Here is a 25338-nt window from a genome sequence, read left to right on the forward strand (position 1 = left end):
GGGGTTGGGGGTTGTTGACTGGCCATTGAACAATTACACCAGTCCGTCATGTCGAGCTTGTCGAGACATCTCGCTCGCATCATTAGGTTAGTTTGACAACGTCAGCACGCGAGATGTCTCGACAAGCTCGACATGACGGACTATCAAGTAGTGTTCTAGTGGCCTAGAGGGCGGTTACAGGCACGCTGGCGGGGTCGTAGTTCAGGTTGGGGGCCAGCCAGCGCTCTAACTCGGGTAGCGGCATGTTCTTGCGCTCGGCAATGTCCTCTACCTGGTCCTTGCCAATGCGGCCGAGGCCGAAGTAGCGCGACTCAGGATGGGCGTAGTAGAGGCCGCTGACCGAGGAGGCGGGGTACATAGCCAGGTTTTCGGTGAGGCGGATGCCAGTGGTGTTTTCCGCATCGAGGAGCTCAAACAGGGTGACTTTCTCGGTATGGTCGGGGCAGCCGGGGTAGCCGGGGGCGGGGCGCACGCCTTTGTACTTCTCCTGAATGAGGTCTTCGTTGGAGAGATTTTCGGCCGGGTCGTATCCCCAGAACTCCTCGCGTACGCGCTGGTGCAGGCGCTCAGCAAAGGCTTCGGCGAGGCGGTCGGCCAGGGCTTTCACCATGATGCTGGAGTAGTCGTCGTGCTCTTGCTCGTACTTCTCCAGCAGCTTCTCAATGCCTAGGCCAGCCGTCACGGCAAACCCACCAATATAGTCCTCGCGGCCGGTTTCGCGCGGGGCCACAAAGTCGGAGAAGGCCAGGTTAGGTACGCCGGGCGCTTTCTCGCTCTGCTGGCGCAGGGTGAAGAACTCCGTCTGAATTTCCTGGCGGGTGTCATCCTTGAAAATCTGGATGGTGTCGTGGCCTACAGTGTTGGCGGGCCAGAACCCCAGCACGGCGCGGGCGGTGAGCAGCTTCTCGTCGATGATCTGGCGGAGCATTTTCTGGGCATCGTTGAAGAGCTGGGTGGCGGCTTCGCCTACGTTCTCGTCGGTGAGGATGCGGGGGTAGCGGCCTTTCAGCTCCCAGGTCTGGAAGAAGGGCGTCCAGTCGATGTACTCAGCCAGCTCGGCCAGCGGGTAATCTTCCAGCACCTTCGTGCCTAGGAAGCTCGGCTTCACGATGCGCGTGGTGTCCCAATCGGCCTTGAAGCCGTTTTCGCGGGCGGCTTCAATGGTCAAGTAGTTCTTCTCGCGCTGACGGCCGGCGTAGTCCTCGCGGAGCTGGCGATACTCCTGGCGCACCGTGCGGGCGTACTCCACATCGGCAGAGCCTAATAGGGCCGCGGCTACACCTACCGAGCGGGACGCATCGTTTACGTGCACTACGGGGCCAGAGTAGTTGGGCGCAATTTTCACGGCGGCGTGCAGGCGGGAGGTAGTGGCACCGCCAATGAGCAGCGGGGTTTTCAGGCCGCGCTTTTCCATTTCCTGGGCCACGTACACCATCTCATCCAGTGAGGGCGTGATGAGGCCGCTGAGACCAATCACGTCTACCTGCTGCTTCACGGCTTCGTCAAGGATCTTTTCCAGGGGCACCATTACACCCAGGTCCACGATGTCGAAGTTGTTGCAGGCCAGGACCACGCCCACGATATTCTTGCCGATGTCATGCACGTCGCCTTTCACCGTGGCCAGCAGAATTTTACCGGCGGTTTGCCGGTCGCCGCTTTGCTTGTCGGCTAGCAGGTAGGGCTCCAAGTAGGCCACCGCCTTCTTCATCACGCGGGCCGACTTCACCACCTGGGGTAGGAACATCTTGCCCGCACCAAACAGGTCACCGACTACGTTCATGCCGGCCATCAGCGGGCCTTCAATCACTTCAAGTGGCCTGCCGACTTGCTGGCGAACCTGCTCGGTATCCTCGTCGATAAACTCCGTGATACCTTTCACCAGCGCGTGTTGCAGGCGCTCGGTTACGGGCAGGCTGCGCCAGGCGTCGGCTACTACCTCCGTTTTGTCCTTCTGCTTTACGGTGTCGGCGAATTCTACGAGACGCTCGGTGGCATCGGGGCGACGGTTCAGGAGCACGTCTTCTACCAGTTCCAGCAGGTCCTTGGGCACTTCGTCGTACACCGCTAGCTGGCTGGGGTTCACAATGCCCATATCCAGGCCGGCCCGGATGGCGTGGTAGAGGAAGGCCGAGTGCATGGCTTCGCGCACCACGTCGTTGCCGCGGAAGGAGAAGCTGATGTTGCTGACGCCGCCGCTGGTGAGGGCGCCGGGCAGATTCTGCTTGATCCAGCGGACGGCCTCAATGAAGTCGAGGGCATAGGTGCGGTGCTCCTCCATGCCGGTGCCCACCGTCAGGATGTTGGGGTCGAAGATGATGTCCTCGGCCGGGAAGCCCACTTCGTTCACCAAAATGTCGTAGCTGCGCTGACAGATTTCGATGCGCTTTTCGTAGTTGTCGGCCTGGCCGTTCTCATCGAAGGCCATTACCACCACGGCGGCCCCGTACTGGCGCACGGTGCGGGCGCGCTCCTTGAAAGTTTCCTCGCCCTCCTTCAGGGAAATGGAATTGACGATGCTCTTGCCCTGCACGCACTTTAGGCCGGCTTCTAGCACGCTCCACTTCGAGGAGTCAATCATAATCGGCACCCGCGAAATGTCGGGCTCCGAGGCAATCAGGTTCAGGAACGTCGTCATGGCCTGCTCCGAGTCGAGCATGCCTTCGTCCATATTCACGTCGATGACTTGGGCGCCTCCTTCCACTTGGTCGCGGGCTACTTGCAGAGCGGCTTCGTAGTTGCCAGTCCGGATGAGGCGGGCGAAGGCGCGGCTACCGGTCACGTTGCACCGCTCGCCCACGTTCACGAAGAGGCTGTCGGGGTAGATGCCGAAGGGCTCTAGGCCACTCAGGCGGGTAGCTTTCGGTAGTTCGGGCAGCCGACGCGGCTCATACTTATCGGCCAGGCGGGCCAGCTCCCCAATGTGCTGGGGCGTGGTGCCACAACAGCCACCCACAACCGTCACGAGGCCTTCCTTGAGGTAGTTTTCCACCACGCCCGCAAATTCCTGGGCCGACTCATCGTAGCCGCCAAAGGCATTCGGCAGACCAGCATTTGGGTAAGCCGAGATGTGCACGTCGGCAATGCGGCTCAGTTCCTTGATGTACACCTGCAACTGATCGGCACCCAAGGCGCAGTTCAGGCCCACGCTCAGCAGGGGCAGGTGGCGAATAGAGTTCCAGAAGGCCTCCACCGTCTGGCCCGAGAGGGTGCGGCCGGAGGCGTCGGTAATGGTGCCGGAAATCATGACGGGCACCACGCGGCCGCCTTCGTCGAAGAACTTCTGCACCGCGAACAGGGCCGCTTTGGCGTTCAGCGTGTCGAAAATAGTTTCGATGAGGAGTGCGTCGGAGCCGCCATCAATAAGGCCGCGCACCTGTTCGTGGTAAGCGGTGGCCAGCTCATCAAACGTCACGGCCCGGAAGCCAGGGCGGTTCACGTCGGGGGAGAGGCTAGCAGTGCGGTTGGTGGGCCCAATGGCGCCGGCCACAAAGCGGGGCTTGTCGGGGTTCTGGGCCGTAAACTCGTCGGCTACCTCCTTTGCAATGCGCGCCGACTCGTAGTTGAGCTCGTACACAATATCCTCCAGGGCGTAGTCGGCCTGGGCGATGGTAGTGCCGCTGAACGTATTGGTTTCCACCATGTCGGCGCCGGCCGCGAAGTAATCGGCGTGGATGCCTTTGATGATATCGGGGCGCGTGATGCTGAGCAGGTCGTTGTTGCCGCGCAGAGGCTTAGGGTGGTCCGCGAAGCGCGTACCGCGGAAGTCAGCCTCTTCTAGCTTGTGGCGCTGAATCATGGTGCCCATGGCACCGTCCAAAATCAGGACGCGCTTGGCAAGAATATCGTGGAGCGGGGAGTCAGTGACGGTCGGCATATCAGCTCTTCAAGAAAATCAGCAGCGAAAAAGTGCCTATCCAGAAAGAGCCGCGTGGGGGCGCGAGTCCTGTACTTATCTTCTTCCAACCCAGAACGCGGGTTGAAATGGGAGTTAGCACCTTGTTTTAAGTCAGGTTGCTAAGACGTCGTCGGGCCCAATCCCTCGGTCTTTCTGGATAAGTAACAGGGCGAAGATACGGCAGGAATCTTCGAATTTCAATTGAAGGAAGGTTTGCCATACATGAAGGGGTAGCGAGGGGGTACTCTTATCAAGCGTCTCGGAGTTCGAATAATAGGCTTAGAAAAAGCATCAAGAAGCCCAGCCTATATAGGCTGGGCTTCTTGATTCGTTGAGGGAAATCAGGTGGCTCGTTGAATAAACTTTCTGCCATCAGGCCTCCTGTTCATCTTGCTATTGTTACCTATTTCCCTGATGACGAGCCTACCCTATCTTCTGCGTCAAATCCTTACGGGCTGCTTGTGCCTGTTTAGCAGCCTGGCCCTGGCGCAGCACGTGCCCGGTACCGGCCTGCGCGGACAGTACTACAACGGAAAGAACTTCGAGAAGCTGGTACTGACCCGCACCGATCCGGCTATTAACTTTAACTGGACCATTGGGCCGAATGGCGACCATTTTGTAGCCCCGGGCCCAGGTGTGCCAGGTGAGTGGTTTTCGGTGCGTTGGGCGGGGCATATATATGCTCCAGTGACGGGAGTATATACCTTTCAGATTGCTGCCGATGATGGCATGCGCGTTTGGATTGGCGGTCAGAAAATACTCGATTCCTGGCACGATCAGGTGGTTACTACTTCTACGGCTCACCTAAAAATGAAGGCGGGCGGATATTACTCGGTGCGCGTGGAGTACTACCAGAGCGACCGGGACTCGCGGGCCTTGCTCGCGTGGCAGTTGCCGGATCTTAATACATTCAACGAGCCAGTGCCAATTCCAACGGCGAATCTTTATTCCAACCTGCCCACCAATATCTTACTTCTGGTAGAAGCCACCCCACGAAAACCCAAAGCAGCGGCGGTTCCTGTTCCAACGGCACCACTGGCGACTTCTACCCGCAAACCAAAGCGAAAGCCTGGGCCGGCCAGTTCAGTGCCGCAACCCGTTGCGCAGACTGGGCCCGTGCTAACCCCGGCAACACCAAAAGCGGCTCCGGCCATAGCAGATACTGCTGCTGCCGCCGAGTTGCCCGATCTGACGGCTCTTAGCAAAGGCACGGCCGTAACGCTGCCCAACCTCTATTTCACGCAGAGCACGGCAGCCCTGCTTCCGGCCTCGCGCCCCGTGCTGAATGCGCTGGCTCGTACTCTGCGTGAGCAGCCTACTATGCGGTTGGAAATAGTCGGCCACACCGATAACGTGGGAGAGGCCGCTCTGAATCTGCGCCTCTCTGAGCAGCGCGCCCGCATGGTGCGCCACTACCTGGTGCAGCAAGGCATTGATTCCGTGCGCCTCACGGCCCGCGGCTATGGCGGGGCCAAGCCTATAGCCGATAACCGCGACCCGCAACAACGCCCGCGCAACCGCCGGGTAGAGGTAGTTGTGCACTAGCTTATGCCAGGCGAAGCCGGAAGACCTGTCATGTCAGGGAAGCGAGGAATGCAGAGCAACTTATACCAGACCGCCCTAGTTCTCACTGCGCTTGGGCGAATAGGTAGCGCTTTTTAAGAAGCCGCGAAAACATTGCTGTACAGACATTAGTTGATGGGTGCTGAAACGGTATAAGGCCGTTTATCAAACATCGACTTTAACATGAGCCAGACTTCCAAGCTTTTCACGTCCGTGCAAGTGGGCGCGCTTACCCTTCCCAACCGCTTCGCCATGGCCCCCATGACGCGCAGCCGTGCCACCAATGAGGCCACCGTCCCCACGGAGTCTGTGGTGAAATACTACGTACAGCGCGCGTCAGCCGGCCTGATTATTTCAGAAGGCTCGCAGGTGTCACCTCAGGGCGTGGGCTATATCAATACGCCCGGTATCTACTCTGAGGAGCAGGTAGCGGGTTGGAAAAAGGTGACGGATGCCGTGCATGCTGCTGGTGGCCGCATTTTCATTCAGCTCTGGCACGTAGGCCGCGTATCGCACCCCTTCTTCCACAACGGTGAGCTGCCGGTAGGTCCTTCGGCCATCAAGCCCGAAGGCGCAAAAGCCTTTACCGGCCAGGGCTTTGAGGATGTGCCCACGCCGCGCGCTTTGGAGTTGAGCGAAATTGCGGGGGTAGTAGACCAGTTCCGCCAGGCCGCCCGCAACGCCAAGCTGGCCGGTTTCGATGGCGCTGAAATTCACGGTGCCAACGGCTATTTGCTTGACCAGTTTATTCAGGACGGTTCAAACCAGCGTACCGATGAGTACGGCGGCAGCCTGGAAAACCGCAGCCGCTTCGCGCTGGAGGTAGTGAAGGCTGTAGTTGACGAGCTGGGCGCCGACCGTGTGGGCATCCGTCTCTCGCCTCAGGGTAGCGCCAGCATCCAGGACTCCGACCCGGTGAAAACGTTCAGCTACGTAACCGAGCAGCTCAACCAGTTCAACCTGGCTTACCTGCACGTAATTGAAGCCCTGCCCGGCCACCCCATGGCCCAGCCCCAGGCTCCGGCCGTAGCGGCCCACCTACGCAAAATCTTCAACGGCACCTTTATCCTGAACGGTGGCTACACCCAGGAAACGGCCGAAGCAGCCCTGGCCAACAATGAGGCCGACGTTATTGCGTTCGGGGTACCGTTCATTGCCAACCCCGATTTGGTGGAGCGCTTCCGCATCGGGGCGGCCCTCAACACTCCTGACCCCAGCACGTTCTACGTGCCCGGCGACAAAGGCTACATCGACTACCCCTCTTTGCAGGACCAAGGCGTAGATACAAAGGAGCCCGTTGACTATCAGAACAACTAAGCCTACCCCGCGTGGTCTCTTAAAACCCGTTTCGGCACGCGCCGGGGCGGGTTTTTTGTTGGCTAATAGGTAGCGTGAAGGTTGAATAAATGTTCTGTAACCGGCGGTTTAGCTGTTGAGGTTGAAATCTGCGTAAGCGGAAAACTCAACCATACCTCGCTACACCCATGGCTGCTAAGAAAACCACTACCCCCTCTGACTCTACCAAACCCGCCCCTAAGAAACCAACGGCTACGCCTGCTGCCAAAGCTGCCGCCGTGGCCACCGAGGCACCCAAGCCCGTAAAGCGCCCCACGGCCAAGGACATGAAGCAGCACGCCCAGAAGTTGCCCTATCCCGCTAAGCAAGCCGACATGAAGCTGCAGCCGGCCATGGATTTTTCTACCTACCGCGCCGCCGGCAAGCTCCAGGATAAAATTGCCCTCATAACCGGTGCCGACTCTGGCATCGGGCGGGCCGTAGCCGTAGCCTTTGCTATGGAAGGTGCCCACGTAGCTGTGCTGTATAATGAAAACACCGTGGATGCGGAGGAAACCCGCCGCCTGGTCGAAGCTCAGAACCGCCGCTGCCTGCTGCTACAGTTGGATGTGCGCGACTTGGAGCAGTGTAAACAGGCCGTTCGCCTAACCCGGCAGGAGCTGGGCGGCCTCAACATTCTCGTCAACAACGCGGCCTTCCAGATGAGTGCCGAGAAGTTCGAAGACATCTCTGAGGAGCAAATCCGCCGCACCTTTGATACCAATATTCTTGGTTATATCTGGATGGCCCAGGCCGCCATTCCGCACCTCAAGCAACACGACTGCATCATCAACACAGGCAGCATTGTCGGCCTCACGGGCATTCCTATTCTGGTAGATTATGCCTGTACGAAGTCCGCCATTCATGCCCTCACCAAAAGCCTGGCTACCTACCTCGGCGAAAAGGGCATTCGGGTGAATTGCGTGGTGCCGGGCCCGGTCTGGACACCCAACATCCCCGCAACCATGCCGCAGGAGGAAATCGAGAAGTTTGGCTACGAGGTAGCTTTGGCTCGCCCAGGTCAGCCCGAGGAGCTAGCACCAGCCTACGTGCTGCTTGCCTCGCAAGACGGCTCCTTCATGACGGGCTCGCTGGTGCACGTGACGGGCGGCAAAATGAGCAGCGACCAGTAGGCGGGAGGTGTAATGGCCCAGTGTAGAGGCGCACGTATGCGTCTCTACACTGGGCGTTTCTGCTCATACTTTAAAAACGCTTTTTCTGGGCAGAAGAAGCACTTTTCCTGTTCAGCTAAAACCTTGTTCAGCTTCAGCTCGTCAGTAGTAAGTAAGCCCTTGACTATCATTTGGCTGATTTCGATTCTGATGACCTCCCCTCACTACCCTACGGGTACCGTGCGCGCCCTGCTCCAGACCGACTTGGTGACCGAAGCCACTCGTGCTGCGCTGCTTGCCCGCCTCGATACCACTCCCTACACCCCTCAGCTTTTTGAGGCGACCACCTACGAGCTTTTGCGCGCCGTAGCTGCCCGCATCTACCCTCAGCCCGACCGGGAACAGCCCATTGAGCTGGCAGCGGTGGTCGATAAGCGGTTGGCAGAAGGCCAGTCTGACGGCTGGCGCTACGACGCCATGCCTCCCGACCGTGAAGCTTATCGGCTAGGCCTGGGCGGCATCAATCAGGCTGCCCAGGCGCTATTTGGGCAGCCTTTCATGGAGCTGACCGAAACCCGGCAAGATGAAGTACTGGAAGCAGTAGCAGCTGGTTCCGCCCCCGGCGACAACTGGCAGCAGTTACCCATGGACCGTTTTTTCGAGGAGTTGTTGGCTGAGCTAACGGAGGCTTATTACTCGCATCCGTTGGCTCAGGAGGAAATCGGCTACGTGGGTATGGCCGATGTGCCCGGTTGGCAGCGCATTGAGCCTGACCACCTGGAAGTCCGCGAACCACAGGCGGTGAAGTAGTGAGCTAGTTAAGGCGGGAGGTTGGCCTTCCGTCATACTCCCGTTTCAACTCTTCATCACCTCACCCTTTCACCACTTCATCATCTTACCGAACATGCCCGACGAAGAGGTATTGGAGGAAGGCGTGTTGAACCCGGTGCAGCCGGAAATTCAGGACCCTTTACTCAAAAGTATTCTGGCCGAGAACGAGCTTTCTGCTGCGGCCCCTGTTGAACAAGAGCAACTCAGTCCGCTCCCTGACCCTACTGACGAGGTAGATTGCGTAGTGATAGGGACTGGGGCTGGTGGAGCCCCTTTGCTGGCTCGCCTGGCCATGGCCGGCCTGAAGGTAGTAGCCCTGGAGGCGGGCCCCCGCCGCGACCCTACCCGCGACTATGCCACCGATGAAAAGGCCCAACACTTTCTGTTCTGGAACGATGAGCGCCTGTCGGCCGGGCAGAATCCAATGGCTTTCGGGCGTAACAACTCCGGTACGGGGGTAGGCGGCTCTACCCTGCACTACACGGCTTATACCCCGCGCGCCCACCGCGCCGACCTGCAGCTGTTCACCGACTTCGGGCAGGGTGTTGACTGGCCATTTGGGCTGGAAGAGTTGGAGCCGTATTACGAGGAGCTGGAGCAGTTCCTAGGCGTCAGTGGGCCCACGCCCTACCCCTGGGACCCGGCCCGACGCAAAGGCTACCCCTTGGCGCCGCTGCCGCTCAATGGTGCCGCCCTGCTGATGCAAAAGGCCTGCACCCAACTAGGCCTGCAGTCGTCGCCGGCGGCTAATGCGGCGCTATCGGCGCGCTACTACCAAGAGGGCATTGGGTGGCGGGAGGCCTGCACAAATCGGGGTTTCTGCCAGGCCGGCTGCAACCGGGGCGCCAAAGCCAGCATGGATGTCACCTTCCTACCCCTGGCTGAAAGCTATGGCGCCGAAATCAGGTCGGAGGCTTTTGTAACGGAGATTGAGCGCAACGCAAAGGGGCATGTAACGGCCGTAGTGTATGAGCAGCACGGGGAACAGAAGCGGCAGCGTTGCCGCCACCTGTTTCTGTGTGCCGGTGCCATCGAAACCCCACGTCTGCTGCTGCTCAACGAGCTGGCTCTCACGAGCGGGCAGGTGGGCCGCAACTATATGGCCCATGTGGGTACCCAGGTGTGGGGCACGTTCGAGGAAGACATCCGACCCTATAAAGGCATTCCGGGCGGACTTATCTCCGAAGATACCCACCGCCCCGCCGACGCTGATTTTGCGGGCGGCTACCTGCTGCAAAGCATTGGTGTGATGCCCGTTACGTTTGCTTCTCAAATGGTGCGGCAGCGCAAGCTGTGGGGCCAAGCCCTGCGCGACTACATGCGCAACTACAACCATGTGGCCGGCATCAATATCCTCGGCGACTGTCTGCCGGCCGCCAGTAACTTTCTGGAGCTTTCAGTGGAAAAGGACGTGCGGGGGTTGCCGAAGCCGCGCATCCATTTTACCGAGCAGGAAAATGAACGCCGGATGGCTGCCCACGCCGAGAAGCTGATGCGCCAGCTGTGGGAAGCCGCTGGGGCCCGCGACATCTGGGCCTTTGAACGTTACTGCCACACCATTGGCACAGCACGGATGGGGCTCAGCGGCGACGATGCGGTAGTAAACTCCGAAGGCCGGGCCTTTGACGTGCCTAACCTGTATATCTGCGACAACTCCGTGTTTCCCAGCGCCCTCAGCGTGAATCCGGCCCTCACCATCATGGCCCTGAGCCTGCGCACTGCCGATAAGTTTCTGGCGTCTCGGCAGCGGCTGGATGGGTAATGCTTGAACGGCAACTCCCCTCTTTAGCCGGGGAAGGGGGTAGGAGATGATGGATAGCCGTTGGAACAACCCGGAATAGCTTCTTTTTCACCCAGTACTAGTTAACAGAGCGTCAGTTATAAGGTCAGCCACTTTCATTTCCTCCTCCGCTAAGGAGGAGAGCTGCCGTTCAGTTATTCTCCTTTTTCCCAATGGCCAAAAGCTTTCTGACGCATATCAAAGACAAGTTCGGCGACGGCAACTACGAAGGCGACGAGCACGGCGGAGCGGCGGGCCACGATGGTAGCGGCCTGCCCACTAATAGTCCGGGCAACTTCATGTTTGCTACCGGTATTGAGTGTTCCTACCCCACCATCGGCAACGGAACCATCCGGCGCGATTTGCTGGCTGAAACCGACCACTACAATCGGTATAAGGAAGATCTGGGTCTGGTAAAAGAGCTTGGACTCAAGGTGCTACGCTATAACCTGCCTTACTACCTCACCCACAAGGCACCGGGCAAGTTCGATTGGGAATTTGCTGATAAGGCTATGGCCGAAATCAAGCGCTTGGGCATTACACCAATTCTGGACTTATTGCACTTTGGGGTGCCCGATTGGATAGGCAACTTTCAGAACCCCGAGCTGCCGGTGCACTTTGCTGAGTATTGCGCGGCCGTAGCCCAGCGCTACCCCTGGGTGCGCTTCTATACCCCCGTAAACGAAATTTATGTTACGGCCCGGGCCTCTGCCCGCGACGGTATCTGGAACGAGCAGCTTAAGGACGACTGTGCTTTCATTACCGCCCTAAAGCATTTGGCGGCGGCCAGCATCATGGGCAACCAGCAAATTGCCCGCTACCGGCCCGACTGCATCATTGTGCAAAGTGAGTCGGCGGAGTACATCCACGAAATGCGTGCCGTGCAAAGCGCCGAGGTGCGCCTGACCAACAAGCTGCGTTTCCTGTCCCTTGATTTGCTGTATGCCCACACTATTGATGCGGAGGTGCTGCTGTTTTGCCTCGACAATGGCCTGACCCGCGAGGAGCTGAAGTGGTTTATGGCCGGCGAGCCGCCGGGTTACCAGATTATGGGCAACGACTATTACGGCCGCAACGAGCGGATTATCAAGCCCGACGGCAACTGGTGCTCGGCCGAGGACGTGCTGGGCTGGTACACTATGACGCGCCAATACTACGAGCGGTACCGCAAGCCCGTGATGCACACCGAAACCAACACCTTCGATAAACAGGATGCCGAATGCTGGCTTTGGAAGCAGTGGGTGAACGTGCAGCGCATCCGCCAGGATGGGGTGCCGGTGGTAGGCTTTACGTGGTATTCTCTCCTCGACCAACTCGACTGGGACATCAGCTTAGCCGAAAAACGTCTATCCGTAAATCCCTGCGGCCTCTACGACCTCGACCGCCGCATTCGGCCGGTAGGGGAGAGCTACAAAATGATGATCCGGGAGTTCGGCCAAATCACCATCGTGCCCCACGGCGAGATGTTTGAGTTTACCAGCCGGCCCGCTACCCTGAAAGTAGAGAAATAAGTTGGGCTGGTTTCATTGACGAAATTCAGCCGCCCGTACTTCCGTTGGCCCGGTTGGTTGATTAGGTTTATAGCTTATATAGAAGCAGGCTAATTCTTTGCGCTGGATTCAGTAGGTTAAGGTCAGATTTGATTTTCATCCTCTTATCCTTCTGATATGAAACCTGTTACTGCCGCATTTGCGGGGCGGGCGCTAAGCTGGGGCACAGGCCTGTTGCTGGCTTTGGGCGCCTGCAGCCCCAAGGCTACCTCCGTTACTACTGCCTCTACTACCCCCCCGCCCACCGCCGAAGCTGCCCCCGCCCAGCCAGCGGTGGCCTCGTTCCAGATTCCGGTGGAGTACTACACCCTGCCCAACGGCCTGAAGGTAGTTCTCTCGCCCGACCACACGGCCCCTACGGCTACGGTGGCAGCTTATTACAATATCGGCTTCCGCAACGAGCCCCGCAACCGCACCGGGTTTGCCCACTTGTTCGAGCACCTTATGTTTCAGGGCTCCCAGAACCTGGGCAAAATGGAGTTCATTCAGCTGATTCAGAAAAACGGCGGCATCCTGAACGGCTCTACCCGCTTCGACTTCACCAACTATTTCGAGGTAGTGCCCTCGCACAAGCTGGAAACCATGCTTTGGGCCGAAGCCGACCGGATGCGCGGCCTCGCTATCAACCAGGCCAACCTCACCAACCAGCAAGGGGTAGTGAAAAACGAGGTGCGCGTGAACGTGCTCAACCAGCCCTACGGCGGCTTTCCGTGGCTGGACATGCCCCAGTACGCCAACAAAAACTGGAACAACGCCCACAACTTCTACGGCGACCTGAAGGACCTCGACGCCGCTACCCTGGAGGATGCCCAGCAATTCTTCAAAACCTACTACGCCCCCAATAATGCCGCCCTGGCTGTAGTCGGCGACTTTGAGCCGGCGCAGGCCAAGGCTTGGGTAGAGAAGTACTTCGGCAAAATTCCGGCCGCTACCCAGCCGCCCAAGCCCGACCTCACGGAGCCCCGCCAGGAAAAGGAGCAGCGCTTCACCAAGGACGACAAGCTGGCCACCAAACCCGCTCTGGCCTTTGCCTACCACATGCCGGAGCGCAACACCCCCGAGTACTACGCCCTCATTCTGCTCGACCAGATTCTGCTGCAGGGCAAAGACTCGCGCCTCTACCAGGCCATGGTGCAGAAGCGCGGCCTCACCGACGACGTGAGCGGGGGCATCAACTACCTCGGCAACGCCTTCAACTACGCCGGCCCCATGCTCTGGATGGGCAACCTGACCTATGACCAAACCGTGAAATCGGACTCCGTAGTGAGCGTGCTGGATCAGGAAATCAACCGCTTAGCGAAAGGCGGCATCGACCAGCCTACCCTGGACTTGGCCGTGGTGAAGCTGCGCTCCACCCTCTACGACCAGCTTTCCGGCTCCGATAACTTCGGCCGCGCCGATATGCTGGCGGCTTTTGCCTTGTTCGATAATGACCCGTCGCGCATTAATACCCTGGAAGGAGAGTTCCGGAAAATCACGCCCGCTGTAATGCAGCGCACTATTCAGGAATACCTGCGGCCTACTAACCGCACCATTCTTATTGTAAACCCACTGGCCAAAAGCTAACCCGCTACCGTATGAAAACTTCCTACCTCGGGTTGCTCAGTGCGGCCCTCCTGCTGGCTGCTCCGGCGGCTCAAGCCCAAACCAAGCCTACCCCCAAACCGGCCAGCAAAGCCGCTACCCCGGCTAAACCCGCGGCGGCTTCCGCCCCAGCAGCCCCTACTACCCCAAAAGAAACTCCACCCCCCGGTGGCACGCCTCGCGACTTTACCCTGCCGGCCAAAGAAGAGTTTGAACTGCCCAACGGCCTCTCGGCTAAGCTAGTACCCTACGGCCAGGTACCTAAAGTAACCATGATGGTGGCCATCCAGGCGGGCAACGTACACGAGGCCCCCGACCAGGTAGGCATTGCCGACCTGCTGGGCAAGCTGATGAATGAAGGCACTACAACCCTGAACGCCACCCAGCTTGCCGACAAGGTAGCCCGCATGGGCGGCTCCCTGAATATCTCGGTGGGCCAGGACCAAACTATGCTCTGGGCTTCCTGTCTCTCAGAGTATGCGCCGGAGTTGGCTACCCTGATGGCCGATGTGGTGCAGCACCCGGCTTTGCCCGCCAGCGAGCTACCCCGCATCAAAACCGACTTTAAGCGCCAGATGAATCTGGCCCGCGCCCAGCCCAGCATGCAGGCCCGCCAGAAGTTCGTGGCCTCGCTTTACGGCAACCACCCTTACGGCCGGCCCCTACCCACTGATGCGGCCATTGATGCCTTGACCCTGGAGCAAGTAAAGGCCTTCTACCAAAATCAGTACGGCGCCCAGCGGACCAGCGTGTACGTAGCCGGCAAGTTCGATAAAGATGCCCTGCGCCAAGCCATTACCAAAAGCTGGAGCGAGTGGGCCAAAGGTCCCGTGCCTCGCATCGAAATTGCCAAAGCCCAGATTCGGCCTGATATCCTGACCCTGGACCGGCCCAGCGCCCCCCAATCAACCCTCATGATTGGCATGCCGGTAGTGGACCCCTCGCACCCCGACTACGTGCGCCTGCGCGTGATGAACTCCCTGCTGGGCGGCTCCTTCGGCTCGCGCATCACGCGCAACATCCGGGAGGATAAGGGCTACACCTATTCGCCCTACAGCAATATTGAAACGCACTACCGCGCCGGTAACTGGACCCAGAACGCCGACGTGACCACCCAGGAAACCGGCAACTCGCTCAAGGAAATTGTATATGAGATTGAGCGCCTGCAGAAAACCCCGCCTACGGCCGAGGAGCTGAAAGGCATTCAGAACTACGAGTCGGGCCTATTTGTGCTGCGCAACTCTACCCCCGGTGGCATCATCAGCCAGCTCAACAACCTGGACCTGCACGACCTCCCCGATTCCTACCTCACTGAGCAAGTCAAGAACATTAACGCCGTAACGCCCCAGCAAGTCTCGGAAACCGCCCGCAAATACGTCCGCCCCGAGGCCATGACCATCGTGGTGGTAGGCGACAAGAAAATCATCGACCCCCAGATCAAGAAGTTTAAGGATAGCCGGAAGAAGGCATTATAAGCTAGAGGTACTAAATAAAACAGCCGCCCCGGAAGCCGGGGCGGCTGTTTGTTGCAATAGGTGTGCGAGGTCGGGTGTATTTAAACAGCCGCTACGGCGGGCTGGGGGTGTTGAGTGGGAATTTCCACGTCCACGCCTAGTCCTTTGGCAATGGCCATGCCCAGGCGGATATCGGCGCGGAACCAGTGGCAGAGCTGACGCTGGATGATGAGGTCCTTTTTGGGCCCCTCAATGCCGCTCATGGAGCCTACAATGTTGTCGATGAGGTTGCGTTGAGCTTGGGCATCCAGCAGGCGGAACAGGTTGCCGGGCTGAGTGTAGTGGTCATCGTCGCCGGGGCCTACGTTCCGGTCGAAACGGTCGGCGAACAGGCCATCCAGTTCCTGGTCGGGCTCGCCTACGGTCTTGTCTTCCACAGGACCGTCGAAGGAGTTGGGGAAGTAGTTCGGGCCGGGGCCGCCGTTGTCACCAAGGGCCATCTGACCGTCGCGCTGGTAGTTGCTGAAACCGTAGGGGCACGCATTCACGGGCAAGTGGTCGTAGTTGGCCCCCAGGCGGTAGCGCTGGGCATCGGGGTAGCTCAGGATGCGGCCTTGCAGCATTTTATCGGGCGAGTAACCAATGCCATCTACCACGTGGGCGGGGGCGAAGGCGGCTTGCTCCACGTGGGCGTGGTAGTTTACGGGCACCTCGTTCAGTTCCAGCACGCCTACTTCCTGCAGGGGAAACTCACCCTGGGGCCACACTTTGGTCAGGTCGAAGGGGTTCCAGCGGAAAGTTTTGGCCTGCTCCTGGGTCATGGTCTGGATGAACATCTTCCAGCGAGGGAAGTTGCCGCTGTCGATGGCGTCCACTAGGTCATGCTGGGCGAAGTCGGCGTCCTGGGCCTTCATCTGGGCGGCTTCTTCGCTCGAGAAGTTCTTCACGCCCTGCTCGGTACGGAAGTGAAATTTCACCCAAGTGCGCTCATTCTCCGCATTGATCAGAGAGAAGGTGTGCGAGCCGTAGCCGTGCATGTGGCGGTAGCCGTAGGGCGTGCCGCGGTCCGACATCAGAATGGTTACCTGGTGCAGGCTCTCGGGGTTCAGGCTCCAGAAGTCCCACATCATCGTGGCCGACTTTAGATTCGAGCGAGCTTCGCGCTTCTGGGTGTGGATGAAGTCGGGGAATTTCACCGGGTCTTTCACAAAGAACACCGGCGTGTTGTTACCCACCACGTCCCAGTTGCCGCCTTGGGTGTAGAACTTCAGAGCAAAGCCGCGGGGGTCACGCTCCGTATCGGCCGAGCCTTTCTCGCCGCCTACTGTGCTGAAGCGCAAGAAAATGCGGCACTGGTTGCCCACCTGACTAAAGATTTGGGCGCGGCTGAGGCTTGTTATGTCATGCGTGACGGTAAACGTGCCGTACGCGCCCGAGCCTTTAGCATGTACTACCCGCTCCGGAATCCGCTCCCGGTTGAAGTGGGCCAGCTTCTCGTGCAGGAAATAATCCTGTAGCAACAGCGGCCCGCGCGGACCGGCCGACAGAGAGTTCTGGTTGTCGAAAATCGGACGGCCAGCGGCCGTGGTCAGCTTCCGAGGTTGGGTTGATTCTTCCATGGGAGAAGTAGAGAATAGGGAGTGTCAGCGAAGACCCGCGGCTTGTAGGCGTTTGGGTTGCACAAAGGTTGAGCTTCGCTGGGTATAAGTAAAATCGATTGTTTCTATATCATTATAGCATATGTCTATAGATGTTTGGTGGTTGGCGTATTGGGCAAATAGATACCACCCCCCTACCACAGAGGTAAGCGGGGTGTAGTTGGTGTAAGCAGAGGGGAGCAATCTGCTAGCTTAACTGGCCTAGTAGGCTCAGAAAGTGCTTATTGCCGGGGACGGAATAAGTGGATAGTAGCTTGGCCCGACTTCTTACCGGCTTCGGTAGCTATATACAACTCTCCGTTAGGGGTGAAGGCCAGCCCCTCGGGCTGCGGAAACAGATCAGCGGGGAGAGGCTGAGCGGCTAGCAATTGCCCCGTTTTGTCGAGCTCCACAATACCGTTCTGCCGCGCCGAAAGCACAAACACATGGTGCGTGAGAGGGTGCACCGCTACGGCAGATGGCGCAAAGCCCTTCATACCGCCCTTCTTGCCTTTCTTGCCCGACTTCTTCGGGGCGCTATCCTGGTCGGGCACGCTGGCTACTATCGATTCCACATCGAGGATATAAGCAGGGGTAGTCTCCGCTTTGTAGGTGCCAGCCTTCAGGCGGTACACGGCGCGCTTCGATTCCGGCAGGTCGGCTCCCGGTTCGCCTTTGCAGGCTATTAGAAGTGTTTGCGAGGCGGTATCGTAGGTGAGACCTTCGGGCTCGTTGGCGAAGGTGAGGCCGGTTTCATACTCCTGAGTGTTGGTGCCATCGTAGCGGAAAAGGGTGCCGTCGCTACGCAGGATAAACCAGTCGTTGCCCACACGGGCCAGGTCCTCGTAGTCGCCATCTTTCCCGAAGGGGACCACACGGTCAACGCGTTTGGTGGTCAGGTTGTACTCGTAGAGGTTGCCGGTTTCGTCTTCCACGCCGGTAATCTGGTTGGCGCCGTGGAGGGCAATACCCGAGAGTTCCATGAGCTCAGCGGGCATAGGGTATGAGGCGGCCGGACGGGTAAAGTCGTAGGCCATAGCTGAGGAAGCGCGCGGCGCAGTGCCCGCGCCGGGCTGGCTCACGGTGCGCACCGGCACTACCGGAATGGAGCCAGAAGCTAAGTGAGTGGTAGGGGTGCTGCACCAGTTCGTGAGCAGTAATAGCGGCAAAAAAAGCGTTTTCATGGGAGGGTAGTAGAAGCGGAAAATGAGAAGTGGCCTAGCTGGAGTAGTTAGGCTTTAGAGAGCGGTAGCCGTAGCGTTGGGGGCAGCTTGGCCCTGGCAAGCGGCCAGTTGCTGACGGGTTGCGCGCAGTTCCTCGGTTAGGGCGGCCCAGGATTCATCATCGTCGTTATCGTCATCATCGTCGAGGTCGTTAAGGACAGACGCTGGGACGGTACGAGCAGAGCGGTAGCCGGGGGTAAGGCAGTACACGTTGACACCCACCGAAACCAGCAGGGCCAGCGCGAGCAGCCACGTCAGCAGAGAACCAGTAGAGCAGGAAGTTGCAGACATTGGGGAAGCGTGTAAGTACCCCACAAAGGACCGCTCCCGAGATTAACGTCGTCTGACTACCACATTAAAATAACATGAACGCCTAGGCCAGGAGTTGAAACCTGCGCTCTAAGAAAGAACGTCATGCTGAGCTTGCTGAAGCATCTCTACTGAGGGTTTAGCATTGCAACGAAGCAGTAGAGATGCTTCGGCAAGCTCAGCATGACAATTAAGGTAATTTGCTCCGCAGGCGCTAGGCTGCAAGCAGGCGAACTGAAACCCGGGTGCCTTTCCCTACCTCAGATTCGATCTGTAATTGTCCTGCGTGGACTTGGATAATCTTCTGGGTAATGGCCAGCCCGAGGCCGTAACCGGGCTTGTCACGGCCATTGGTGCCCCGGTACAAAGGCTCCTGAATGCGCGCTAGTTCTTCAGCAGGCAGGCCTAGGCCAGTATCGGTGATGGTGAGCAGGATGTGGTGGGCGGTTTCGTAGCCCAAGCCCACGGTCACGGCTTCGGTGGAGTATTTGCAGGCGTTATCCAGCAGGTTGAGCACGGCCGTTTGCAGCAGCTGGGCGTTGCCGCGCACCATAAACACCTCTTCTACTGACTCGGGCCAAGTGCCAAATTCCACCTGCACCGTGCGGCCGGGGTAGCGGGCCGAGCATTCATCCACGGCCTGCAGTACCACGTCATCGAGCTGCACGGGGGTGCGGCGGAAGGAGGTATCATCGGCTTTGGCCAGGGCCAGCAGGCCGTTGGTGAGGTCGATGATGCGCTGAATTTCCTCCACCGCGGAGTCGATGCTGCGCTTGGAGGCGGCTAGCTCCGTATCGTAGGCCGAGGAGGTTTCCAGGGTACCCAGCACGTTGGCCAGGGGCGTGCGTAGCTCGTGGGAGGCGTGGGAAAGGAAGCTCTTCTGGGCCTCAAAGGCCTGCTCTAGGCCACTGAGCATCTCGTTGAACGTCATGGCCAGCTGGGCAATTTCGTCTTGGCGGTTGCCCTCGTTCACACGCTGGCGCAGATTAGTGGCCGTAATGCCTTTCACCTCTGATACCATCCGCGAAAGAGGCTGCAAAGAGCGGTTGGCGAAGTACCACGCCGCCCCGATGATGAGCACCAGCGCCCCCAGGTTGCCGCCGAGCAGAATGGAACGCAGCGTTTCAAACTCCTTGCCGCCAAACTGGTCGCGTCCGGCCACGAAAATGAGGTAGGGCTGCCCGTGGTGGCGGTACAGCATCCCGAGGGTTTCAATGTTGCCCCGTTGAAAGCGCGCGGGTTTTTTGCGGGTAATCTGGTCGAAGTAAGCCGTGTCCTGGGTGGGCGTTCCGGCGTCCTTCCTCTCCTGGGCAATGTGGAAAACCAGCCGACGCTGCGGGTCATAGATGCTGATGCGCTCGTTGTGCATGGTCAGCAAGTCCTTCTTGCGCAGGCTGCGCAGCATGTCGGGCTGCAGGTCGAGGCGGTGAATGAGTAGGTTGGCGGTTTGTTCGGCTTTGGCCTCCAGGCGGTGGTAGAAGCGCAGCTCCCGCGCCTGAGCGCTGTAGTAGTAGATAAACGCAGTCAGGCAGAGCTGAATGGTGACCACCAGCGCCATAAACCGCAGAATCAACTTGTTCCGAACCAGCATCAGCCTTCCCGCATCACATAGCCCATGCCCACCACCGTATGAATCAGCTTGGTGTCGAAGCCCTTATCGAGCTTGCGCCGCAGGTGGCTGATGTACACGTCAATCACGTTGGTGTTGGTGTCGAAGTCCAGCTCCCAGACTTTCTCCGTGATATCGACGCGAGAAATGATTTTGCCCCGGTTTAGGAGCAGATACTCCAATAGGGCATACTCCTTGGCCGTGAGGTCGATGCGTTGGCCGCCGCGCGTGACGGTTTTACGCTCCAGGTTCAGTTCCAGATCGGCAATTTGTAGCACGCGCTTCACGGCGGCGTGGTCGGCGTTGCGCTTGGTGAGGGCGCGGGTGCGCAGCAGCAGCTCCTGAAACTTGAAGGGCTTCACGAGGTAGTCGTCGGCGCCCGCCTCGAAAGCCAGTACCTTGTCGTCGAGGCTGTCGAGGGCCGTGAGGAAGAGCACTGGCACGTGCGGGTTATCCTCCCGGATGAGCTTGCACAGGGCAAACCCGTTGATGTAGGGTAGGTTGACGTCGAGGATGATGAGGTCGTAGGCGTGCTGCCGGAACAGGGAAAGCCCAAGCTGCCCATCGTAGGCCACATCCAGGTCATACCCTTCATTCTGAAAGCCTTTCTGCACAAAGGAAGCCAGCTTGGGCTCGTCTTCCACCAGGAGTAATTTCATAGCAACAGAACAGTATAGCAGGTTGAACTACAAACCTGGCCTAGGGTTGCGATACAGCAAGTAAGATGTTATAATCCAGGTTGCTGGCCTAATACAACTCTCTAAACCGTCATGTCGAGCTGGTCGAGACATCTCGCTCGAATCGTTGAGTTAGCCTGGCAACGTCAGCACGCGAGATGTCTCGACCAGCTCGACATGACGGCCTAGAGATTTATGGCTTATTACCAAGATTAGATTTATAGCCAAAGTGACTTCTCAATGCCAAACGTATAGGCTACGTCTATATTTGCGGCATGAACATTCAGCAGCTTGAGTACCTCGTGGCCCTGGATACGCACCGGCAGTTTGTGCTGGCCGCCGAGAAGTGCCACGTCACCCAGCCCACGCTCAGTATGCAGTTGCAGAAGTTGGAGGAGGAGCTGGGCGTGTTGCTTTTCGACCGCACTACCAAGGGAGTGCAGCCTACGGCCGTGGGGGAGAAAGTGGTGCAGCAAGCCCGCCAAGTGCTGCGCGAGGTGAAGCAGTTGCGCGAAGTAGTGCAGGTAGAGAAAGGCGAGCTGGTGGGCGAACTGCGCCTAGGCATCATCCCAACCTTGGCACCCTACTTAGTACCCCTATTTCTGGTGGAGCTGGTGGAGCGCTACCCCCAACTGCGCGTGCAAGTCCAGGAGCTGCAGTCAGCCCAGATCATTCAGCAGCTAAAAGACAATCAGTTAGATGTGGGCTTGCTCGTCACGCCCCTCGATGACCGGCAGCTGCGCGAAGTGCCGGTGCTGGAAGAGCCGTTTCTGGGCTACATCTCAGAAAGTCATGAACTGTACGCCCAGCCTACCATCAGCCCCCAGGACATGGGCGCGCCGGGGCTCTGGCTCTTGCAGCAGGGGCACTGCTTCCGCCACCAGGTCCTGAACATCTGCGCGCCCGCGCCCGCCGCCACCAGCCGGCCCTTCACCTACGAAAGTGGCTCCATCGAAACCCTCAAGGAACTAGTGCGCCACAACCACGGCTACACGCTGGTGCCCGAACTTTCAGTGCTGCCGGAGCTCGATAACCCGATGGTGAAGCGTTTCGAAGCCCCCGAGCCCGTTCGGGAAATCAGCCTGGTAGTACACCATGGCTTCGTGCGTCTGCCGCTGCTTACCACGCTGCGTGAGCTTATCCTGAACAAAGTGCCGGAACGGTTACAGGCCGGTCAGGCCAAACAAAAGATTCGGTGGCGCTAAGCGCTGAGCTACATGCATCGTTCATGAAGCCGCTGTATCTTTCCCTTGTAGTTCTAAAATCAACCATGCAGTTCTCAAAGCCGAAGTGGGGCACTATTGCCCAGTGGGGTGGGGTAGTAGCTTTTCTCATCATCCTGTCCACCGACCTCCGTACGCCCGTTCTGGGTGGCATGCAGCGGGCGTTGCTGGCTACTGGTTTGTGGCAGCCAACCCTACCCCCAGCTCAAACCCCGGTTCAGCCTACAGGCGGCACCTACCCCCACAACCTGCCGCTGCTCACCCTGGATGGCAAGCCAGCCAACCTGCGCGACCTGCAGGGCAAGGTAGTATTGGTGAATTTGTGGGCCAGCTGGTGTCCGCCCTGCGTAGCCGAAATGCCCGGCTTGCAAAAGCTGTACAATCAAGTGGATAAGCAGAAGGTGGCTTTCGTGATGATTTCGCTGGACCAGAACCCCGAGAAAGCGCGGCGGCTGATGGCCCGCAAAGGCTACACGTTTCCGGCCTACTTCCCCGCCGGGGCCCTACCCCCCGCCTTCGATTCAGAGGCCATTCCGACTACCCTCATTGTAGGACCGGATGGCCGAATAGCGGCCCGCCACGAAGGCATGGCCGACTATAATACCCCCGAGTTCAAGCAGGCGCTGGAGAAACTTGCCGGTTCAGCCCGGCTTTAAACTGCCCTGCGTACGTACAGCAGATAGTCCGGTTCAAGAACCTGTACCCCGTGGGTACGCCTAGCTCTGGACCGACGCATACCTGCTGTTTTTCTATGCCTGCTGTACCTGCGCTTACGTTTATTGGCCTGCATTATTGGGCTGGCTCCGGCCGCGAGTTTCAACAACTAGCCCATTTGCTGGCCCCCGACTACCCCTTCTTAGCTCCTGACTTGCCGGGTTTTGGGGCGGCTACTGAGCCGGGCAGCAGCTACTCGGTGGCCAGCTATGTGAAGGCGCTGGAGTCTTTTATTGCAGAGATTGGGGTAGGGCGCTACGTGTTAGTGGGCCACAGTATGGGCGGCAAAATAGCCCTTGCCTTGGCCGCCCGGCAGCCGGCAGGCCTGGCCGGGGTAGCGCTGCTTAGCCCCTCGCCGCCCAGCCCCGAGCCACTTACCGACGAAGACCGGATGACGAACATGAAGGCGTACGGCAAGCCCGACGAGGCCGAAAAGACCTTCCGGAAAATAACTGGCCGCCCCCTCACTGCCGCCATACACCAGCAGATTCTGGATGACAACCTGCGCAGCACCCGCCTGGCCTGGGATGCCTGGCTGCTGCACGGCAGCCGCGAAGACCTGAGTGCCCAGATGTGCAACGTGCAGGTGTCCTGCACTATCATTGTTGGCGACCAGGATGATGTAATGTCTCCCTCGGTGCACGGCCTGGAAACCCTACCCCTGCTACCCATTGGAACCCCGCTGGAAATTATTGGTGGAGCCGGCCATTTACTTCCTTACGAAGCCCCAGCAGAGGTAGCCGAACTGCTCCGCGCGTTTGCTCAAGGGCTTTAGGCAAACTGAACGCTTCGTGCTACGGTCCAAAAGCCCGAACTTAGAGGCTATGACGTTTCGGACCTTTCTTACCCTCGTACTTGCCCTGACCTTTCTTACCACCTGCCGCACGGCCCGCGTTACCGATACCTACGCGGCTTACCCCACCTACAATGGCCCTGACTTGGGCCTGACGTTTACGAAAGGACAGGCCCGCCTGCGGGTATGGGCGCCCACGGCCGAAAAGCTGCAGCTCAAACTCTACGCCGAAGGCACGGGCGGGGCCCCAGTAGCCGAGTACGCCATGCAGAAATCGACGGGCGGTACGTGGGTGTACACCCTGCCAGCTCAACCAGCCGGCCGGTTTTATGTGGTGCAGGCCACCATCAATGGCAAGCAGATGGCCGAAGTGCCCGACCCCTACGTGCACGCCGTGGGACTAAACGGCCAACGCGGGGCCCTGCTCGATCCGTCTGCCATCAGCCCCAGCCAGTGGGAAGAAGATTTGCGCCCCCGCCTCCAACAGCCCACTGACATAGTCATCGGCGAAGCCCACATCCGCGACCTGACCATGCACCCGCAGTCGGGGGTGCGGCACAAGGGCAAGTTCCTGGGTGTGGCTGAAACCGGTACCCGCGGCCCTGCCGGCGTCAAAACCGGCCTCGACCACCTCACGGAGTTGGGAATTACGCACCTGCACCTGCTGCCTACCAACGACTTTGCTTCCATTGACGAAAGTCGGCTGGCGGAAAACCGCTACAACTGGGGCTACGACCCGCTGCACTACTCCGTGCCGGAGGGTTCCTTCGCCACCGACCCTACCGATCCGGCGGCGCGCATCCGGGAAATGAAACAGCTGGTACAAAGCCTGCATCAGCAAGGCTTGCGCCTGGTGCTTGATGTGGTGTACAACCACACCGCCGATGCCGGCCGCAGCTCCTTCGAGCAGCTAGTGCCCGGGTACTACTACCGCCACACCCCCGATGGGGGCTATTCCAATGCTTCGGCCTGCGGTAACGAGGTAGCCTCCGAGCGGCCCATGGTGCGTAAGCTCATCGTAGAGTCGGTGGCGTACTGGGCCCGCGAGTACCACGCGGATGGATTCCGGTTTGATTTAATGGGGGTGCTTGATTTGCACACCATGCGCGCCGTGCGCGTAGCCCTCGACCAGGTTGACCATAGCATTCTGATGTACGGCGAGGGCTGGGCGGCCGGAGCCAGCCCGTTGCCGGAAGCTGAGCGGGCTCTCAAAGCCAACATCGGGAAACTGGACCGCGTGGCTGCGTTCAGCGACGAACTGCGCGACGGTGTGAAAGGCCATTTTGCCCGCCGCACGGAGCCGGGCTTTGCCAGCGGGCAGCCGGGGCTGGAAGAAAGCGTCAAGTTTGGGATTGTAGCAGCTACCCAGCATACGCAGCTCGACTACAGCAAAGTCAATTACTCCAAAGTGCCCTGGGCTACCTCGCCTCTGCAAACGATCAACTATGTAGCCTGCCACGACGATCAGGTGCTCTGGGATAAGCTGGCCGCTTCTAACCCCGCCGCCTCCGAGGCCGACCGAATGAAGATGGATTTGCTCAGCAATACCATCGTGTTTATGTCGCAGGGTATCCCGTTTCTGCCCGTTGGAGATGAGTTTCTGCGGACCAAAGGCGGCTCGCACAACTCTTACAACGAGCCCGATGCAGTTAATCAGATAGACTGGAGCCGCAAGACTGACTACGCGCGCATCTATGCGTTTTACCGCCAGCTGATTGCCCTGCGCCGTGCCCACCCGGCTTTCCGGCTACCCACCCAGGAGCTGGTGCAGCGGCACCTGGAGTTTCTGCCCAACCTGCCCGCCACTACCATTGGCTACCGCCTGAAAGACCACGCCGGCGGCGATGCCTGGGACACGATTGTGGTGCTGTTCAATGGCAACCGCCAGCCGGCCCGCCTGCCCATTCCTGCCGGCCGCTACTCCGTAATTCTGGCCGAAGATCAAATCAATCCTCAAGGTATCCGGCAGGTAGAAGGGGTAGGCGAAACCCTGACCGTAGAAGTGCCCGCCTCCTCTGCCCTGATTCTGGTAAAAAAGTAATGAAGTAG

The 25338-nt window shown here is 59.0% G+C and carries 18 protein-coding genes and 1 riboswitch; of the genes, 12 read left to right on the forward strand and 6 right to left on the reverse strand.

All coding sequences use genetic code 11. The features are described from left to right. Window positions 1–163: 163 nt before the first annotated feature. A complete protein-coding gene (gene metH / locus DNI29_RS01410; RefSeq protein ID WP_110976285.1) occupies window positions 164–3874 on the reverse strand; it encodes a methionine synthase in 3711 nt (1236 codons plus the stop codon). 72 nt (window positions 3875–3946) lie between these two features. Beyond that, window positions 3947–4059: riboswitch (SAM riboswitch) on the reverse strand. Window positions 4060–4309: 250 nt separating this feature from the next. Here metH and DNI29_RS01415 point away from each other — a divergent pair. The 8 genes from DNI29_RS01415 (at window position 4310) to DNI29_RS01450 (ending at window position 15125) form a co-directional block, all read left to right on the forward strand. Further along, window positions 4310–5440 carry a PA14 domain-containing protein gene (locus DNI29_RS01415; RefSeq protein ID WP_110976286.1) on the forward strand — a complete coding sequence of 377 codons (1131 nt, stop codon included), beginning with the start codon at window positions 4310–4312 and terminating at the stop codon, window positions 5438–5440. Window positions 5441–5641: 201 nt separating this feature from the next. Further along, window positions 5642–6775 (forward strand): alkene reductase, encoded by a 1134-nt coding sequence (locus tag DNI29_RS01420; RefSeq protein ID WP_110976287.1) that lies wholly within the window; start codon window positions 5642–5644, stop codon window positions 6773–6775. A gap of 305 nt (window positions 6776–7080) precedes the next feature. Further along, window positions 7081–7926, forward strand: a complete 846-nt coding sequence (locus DNI29_RS01425) for an SDR family oxidoreductase (protein WP_438834624.1) — start codon at window positions 7081–7083, stop codon at window positions 7924–7926. Window positions 7927–8115: 189 nt separating this feature from the next. Next, window positions 8116–8715 carry a gluconate 2-dehydrogenase subunit 3 family protein gene (locus DNI29_RS01430; RefSeq protein WP_110977255.1) on the forward strand — a complete coding sequence of 200 codons (600 nt, stop codon included), beginning with the start codon at window positions 8116–8118 and terminating at the stop codon, window positions 8713–8715. Window positions 8716–8809: 94 nt separating this feature from the next. After that, complete coding sequence (locus DNI29_RS01435; RefSeq protein ID WP_110976289.1) at window positions 8810–10498, forward strand: GMC family oxidoreductase; 1689 nt, start codon at window positions 8810–8812, stop codon at window positions 10496–10498. Between the two features lie 191 nt (window positions 10499–10689). Further along, complete coding sequence (locus DNI29_RS01440) at window positions 10690–12027, forward strand: family 1 glycosylhydrolase (protein ID WP_110976290.1); 1338 nt, start codon at window positions 10690–10692, stop codon at window positions 12025–12027. A gap of 156 nt (window positions 12028–12183) precedes the next feature. Beyond that, window positions 12184–13632: a M16 family metallopeptidase gene (locus DNI29_RS01445; RefSeq protein WP_110976291.1), complete on the forward strand. Its 1449-nt coding sequence runs from the start codon at window positions 12184–12186 to the stop codon at window positions 13630–13632. A gap of 11 nt (window positions 13633–13643) precedes the next feature. Then, window positions 13644–15125, forward strand: coding sequence for a M16 family metallopeptidase (locus DNI29_RS01450; protein ID WP_110976292.1), 1482 nt, complete (start codon window positions 13644–13646; stop codon window positions 15123–15125). 80 nt (window positions 15126–15205) lie between these two features. Here DNI29_RS01450 and DNI29_RS01455 read toward each other — a convergent pair whose 3' ends face one another. The 5 genes from DNI29_RS01455 to DNI29_RS01475 form a co-directional block, all read right to left on the reverse strand. Further along, window positions 15206–16723 (reverse strand): catalase, encoded by a 1518-nt coding sequence (locus DNI29_RS01455; RefSeq protein WP_110976293.1) that lies wholly within the window; start codon window positions 16721–16723, stop codon window positions 15206–15208. Window positions 16724–16983: 260 nt separating this feature from the next. Continuing rightward, window positions 16984–17925, reverse strand: a complete 942-nt coding sequence (locus tag DNI29_RS01460) for an SdiA-regulated domain-containing protein (RefSeq protein ID WP_110976294.1) — start codon at window positions 17923–17925, stop codon at window positions 16984–16986. A gap of 54 nt (window positions 17926–17979) precedes the next feature. Then, a complete protein-coding gene (locus DNI29_RS01465; RefSeq protein WP_110976295.1) occupies window positions 17980–18255 on the reverse strand; it encodes a hypothetical protein in 276 nt (91 codons plus the stop codon). A gap of 232 nt (window positions 18256–18487) precedes the next feature. Then, window positions 18488–19864: a HAMP domain-containing sensor histidine kinase gene (locus DNI29_RS01470; RefSeq protein WP_110976296.1), complete on the reverse strand. Its 1377-nt coding sequence runs from the start codon at window positions 19862–19864 to the stop codon at window positions 18488–18490. Then, entirely contained in the window at window positions 19864–20541 is a 678-nt protein-coding gene (locus DNI29_RS01475) for a response regulator (RefSeq protein WP_110976297.1), read from the reverse strand. Before DNI29_RS01475 ends, DNI29_RS01470 begins: the two co-directional genes overlap by 1 nt. A gap of 293 nt (window positions 20542–20834) precedes the next feature. Here DNI29_RS01475 and DNI29_RS01480 point away from each other — a divergent pair, with 293 nt between their 5' ends. From DNI29_RS01480 to pulA, 4 genes are all read left to right on the forward strand, one after another. Beyond that, window positions 20835–21764, forward strand: coding sequence for a LysR substrate-binding domain-containing protein (locus DNI29_RS01480; RefSeq protein ID WP_110976298.1), 930 nt, complete (start codon window positions 20835–20837; stop codon window positions 21762–21764). Window positions 21765–21829: 65 nt separating this feature from the next. Further along, window positions 21830–22438, forward strand: a complete 609-nt coding sequence (locus tag DNI29_RS01485; protein ID WP_238387973.1) for a TlpA family protein disulfide reductase — start codon at window positions 21830–21832, stop codon at window positions 22436–22438. 95 nt (window positions 22439–22533) lie between these two features. Beyond that, window positions 22534–23271, forward strand: a complete 738-nt coding sequence (locus DNI29_RS01490; RefSeq protein ID WP_110976299.1) for an alpha/beta fold hydrolase — start codon at window positions 22534–22536, stop codon at window positions 23269–23271. 49 nt (window positions 23272–23320) lie between these two features. Further along, complete coding sequence (gene pulA / locus DNI29_RS01495) at window positions 23321–25330, forward strand: type I pullulanase (RefSeq protein ID WP_110976300.1); 2010 nt, start codon at window positions 23321–23323, stop codon at window positions 25328–25330. Window positions 25331–25338 lie beyond the last annotated feature (8 nt).

It is taken from the genome of Hymenobacter sediminis (assembly GCF_003231285.1).
Lineage (GTDB): Bacteria > Bacteroidota > Bacteroidia > Cytophagales > Hymenobacteraceae > Hymenobacter > Hymenobacter sediminis.

Coding starts and splice junctions, on each gene's coding strand:
- DNI29_RS01490 (WP_110976299.1), top strand. CDS start 22,534: ATGCCTGCTGTACCTGCGCTTACGTTTATTGGCCTGCATTATTGGGCT.
- DNI29_RS01480 (WP_110976298.1), top strand. CDS start 20,835: ATGAACATTCAGCAGCTTGAGTACCTCGTGGCCCTGGATACGCACCGG.
- DNI29_RS01450 (WP_110976292.1), top strand. CDS start 13,644: ATGAAAACTTCCTACCTCGGGTTGCTCAGTGCGGCCCTCCTGCTGGCT.
- DNI29_RS01440 (WP_110976290.1), top strand. CDS start 10,690: ATGGCCAAAAGCTTTCTGACGCATATCAAAGACAAGTTCGGCGACGGC.
- pulA (WP_110976300.1), top strand. CDS start 23,321: ATGACGTTTCGGACCTTTCTTACCCTCGTACTTGCCCTGACCTTTCTT.
- DNI29_RS01430 (WP_110977255.1), top strand. CDS start 8,116: ATGACCTCCCCTCACTACCCTACGGGTACCGTGCGCGCCCTGCTCCAG.
- DNI29_RS01425 (WP_438834624.1), top strand. CDS start 7,081: ATGAAGCAGCACGCCCAGAAGTTGCCCTATCCCGCTAAGCAAGCCGAC.
- DNI29_RS01465 (WP_110976295.1), bottom strand. CDS start 18,255: ATGTCTGCAACTTCCTGCTCTACTGGTTCTCTGCTGACGTGGCTGCTC.
- DNI29_RS01455 (WP_110976293.1), bottom strand. CDS start 16,723: ATGGAAGAATCAACCCAACCTCGGAAGCTGACCACGGCCGCTGGCCGT.
- DNI29_RS01435 (WP_110976289.1), top strand. CDS start 8,810: ATGCCCGACGAAGAGGTATTGGAGGAAGGCGTGTTGAACCCGGTGCAG.
- DNI29_RS01445 (WP_110976291.1), top strand. CDS start 12,184: ATGAAACCTGTTACTGCCGCATTTGCGGGGCGGGCGCTAAGCTGGGGC.
- DNI29_RS01420 (WP_110976287.1), top strand. CDS start 5,642: ATGAGCCAGACTTCCAAGCTTTTCACGTCCGTGCAAGTGGGCGCGCTT.
- DNI29_RS01470 (WP_110976296.1), bottom strand. CDS start 19,864: ATGCTGGTTCGGAACAAGTTGATTCTGCGGTTTATGGCGCTGGTGGTC.
- metH (WP_110976285.1), bottom strand. CDS start 3,874: ATGCCGACCGTCACTGACTCCCCGCTCCACGATATTCTTGCCAAGCGC.
- DNI29_RS01485 (WP_238387973.1), top strand. CDS start 21,830: ATGCAGTTCTCAAAGCCGAAGTGGGGCACTATTGCCCAGTGGGGTGGG.
- DNI29_RS01475 (WP_110976297.1), bottom strand. CDS start 20,541: ATGAAATTACTCCTGGTGGAAGACGAGCCCAAGCTGGCTTCCTTTGTG.
- DNI29_RS01460 (WP_110976294.1), bottom strand. CDS start 17,925: ATGAAAACGCTTTTTTTGCCGCTATTACTGCTCACGAACTGGTGCAGC.
- DNI29_RS01415 (WP_110976286.1), top strand. CDS start 4,310: ATGACGAGCCTACCCTATCTTCTGCGTCAAATCCTTACGGGCTGCTTG.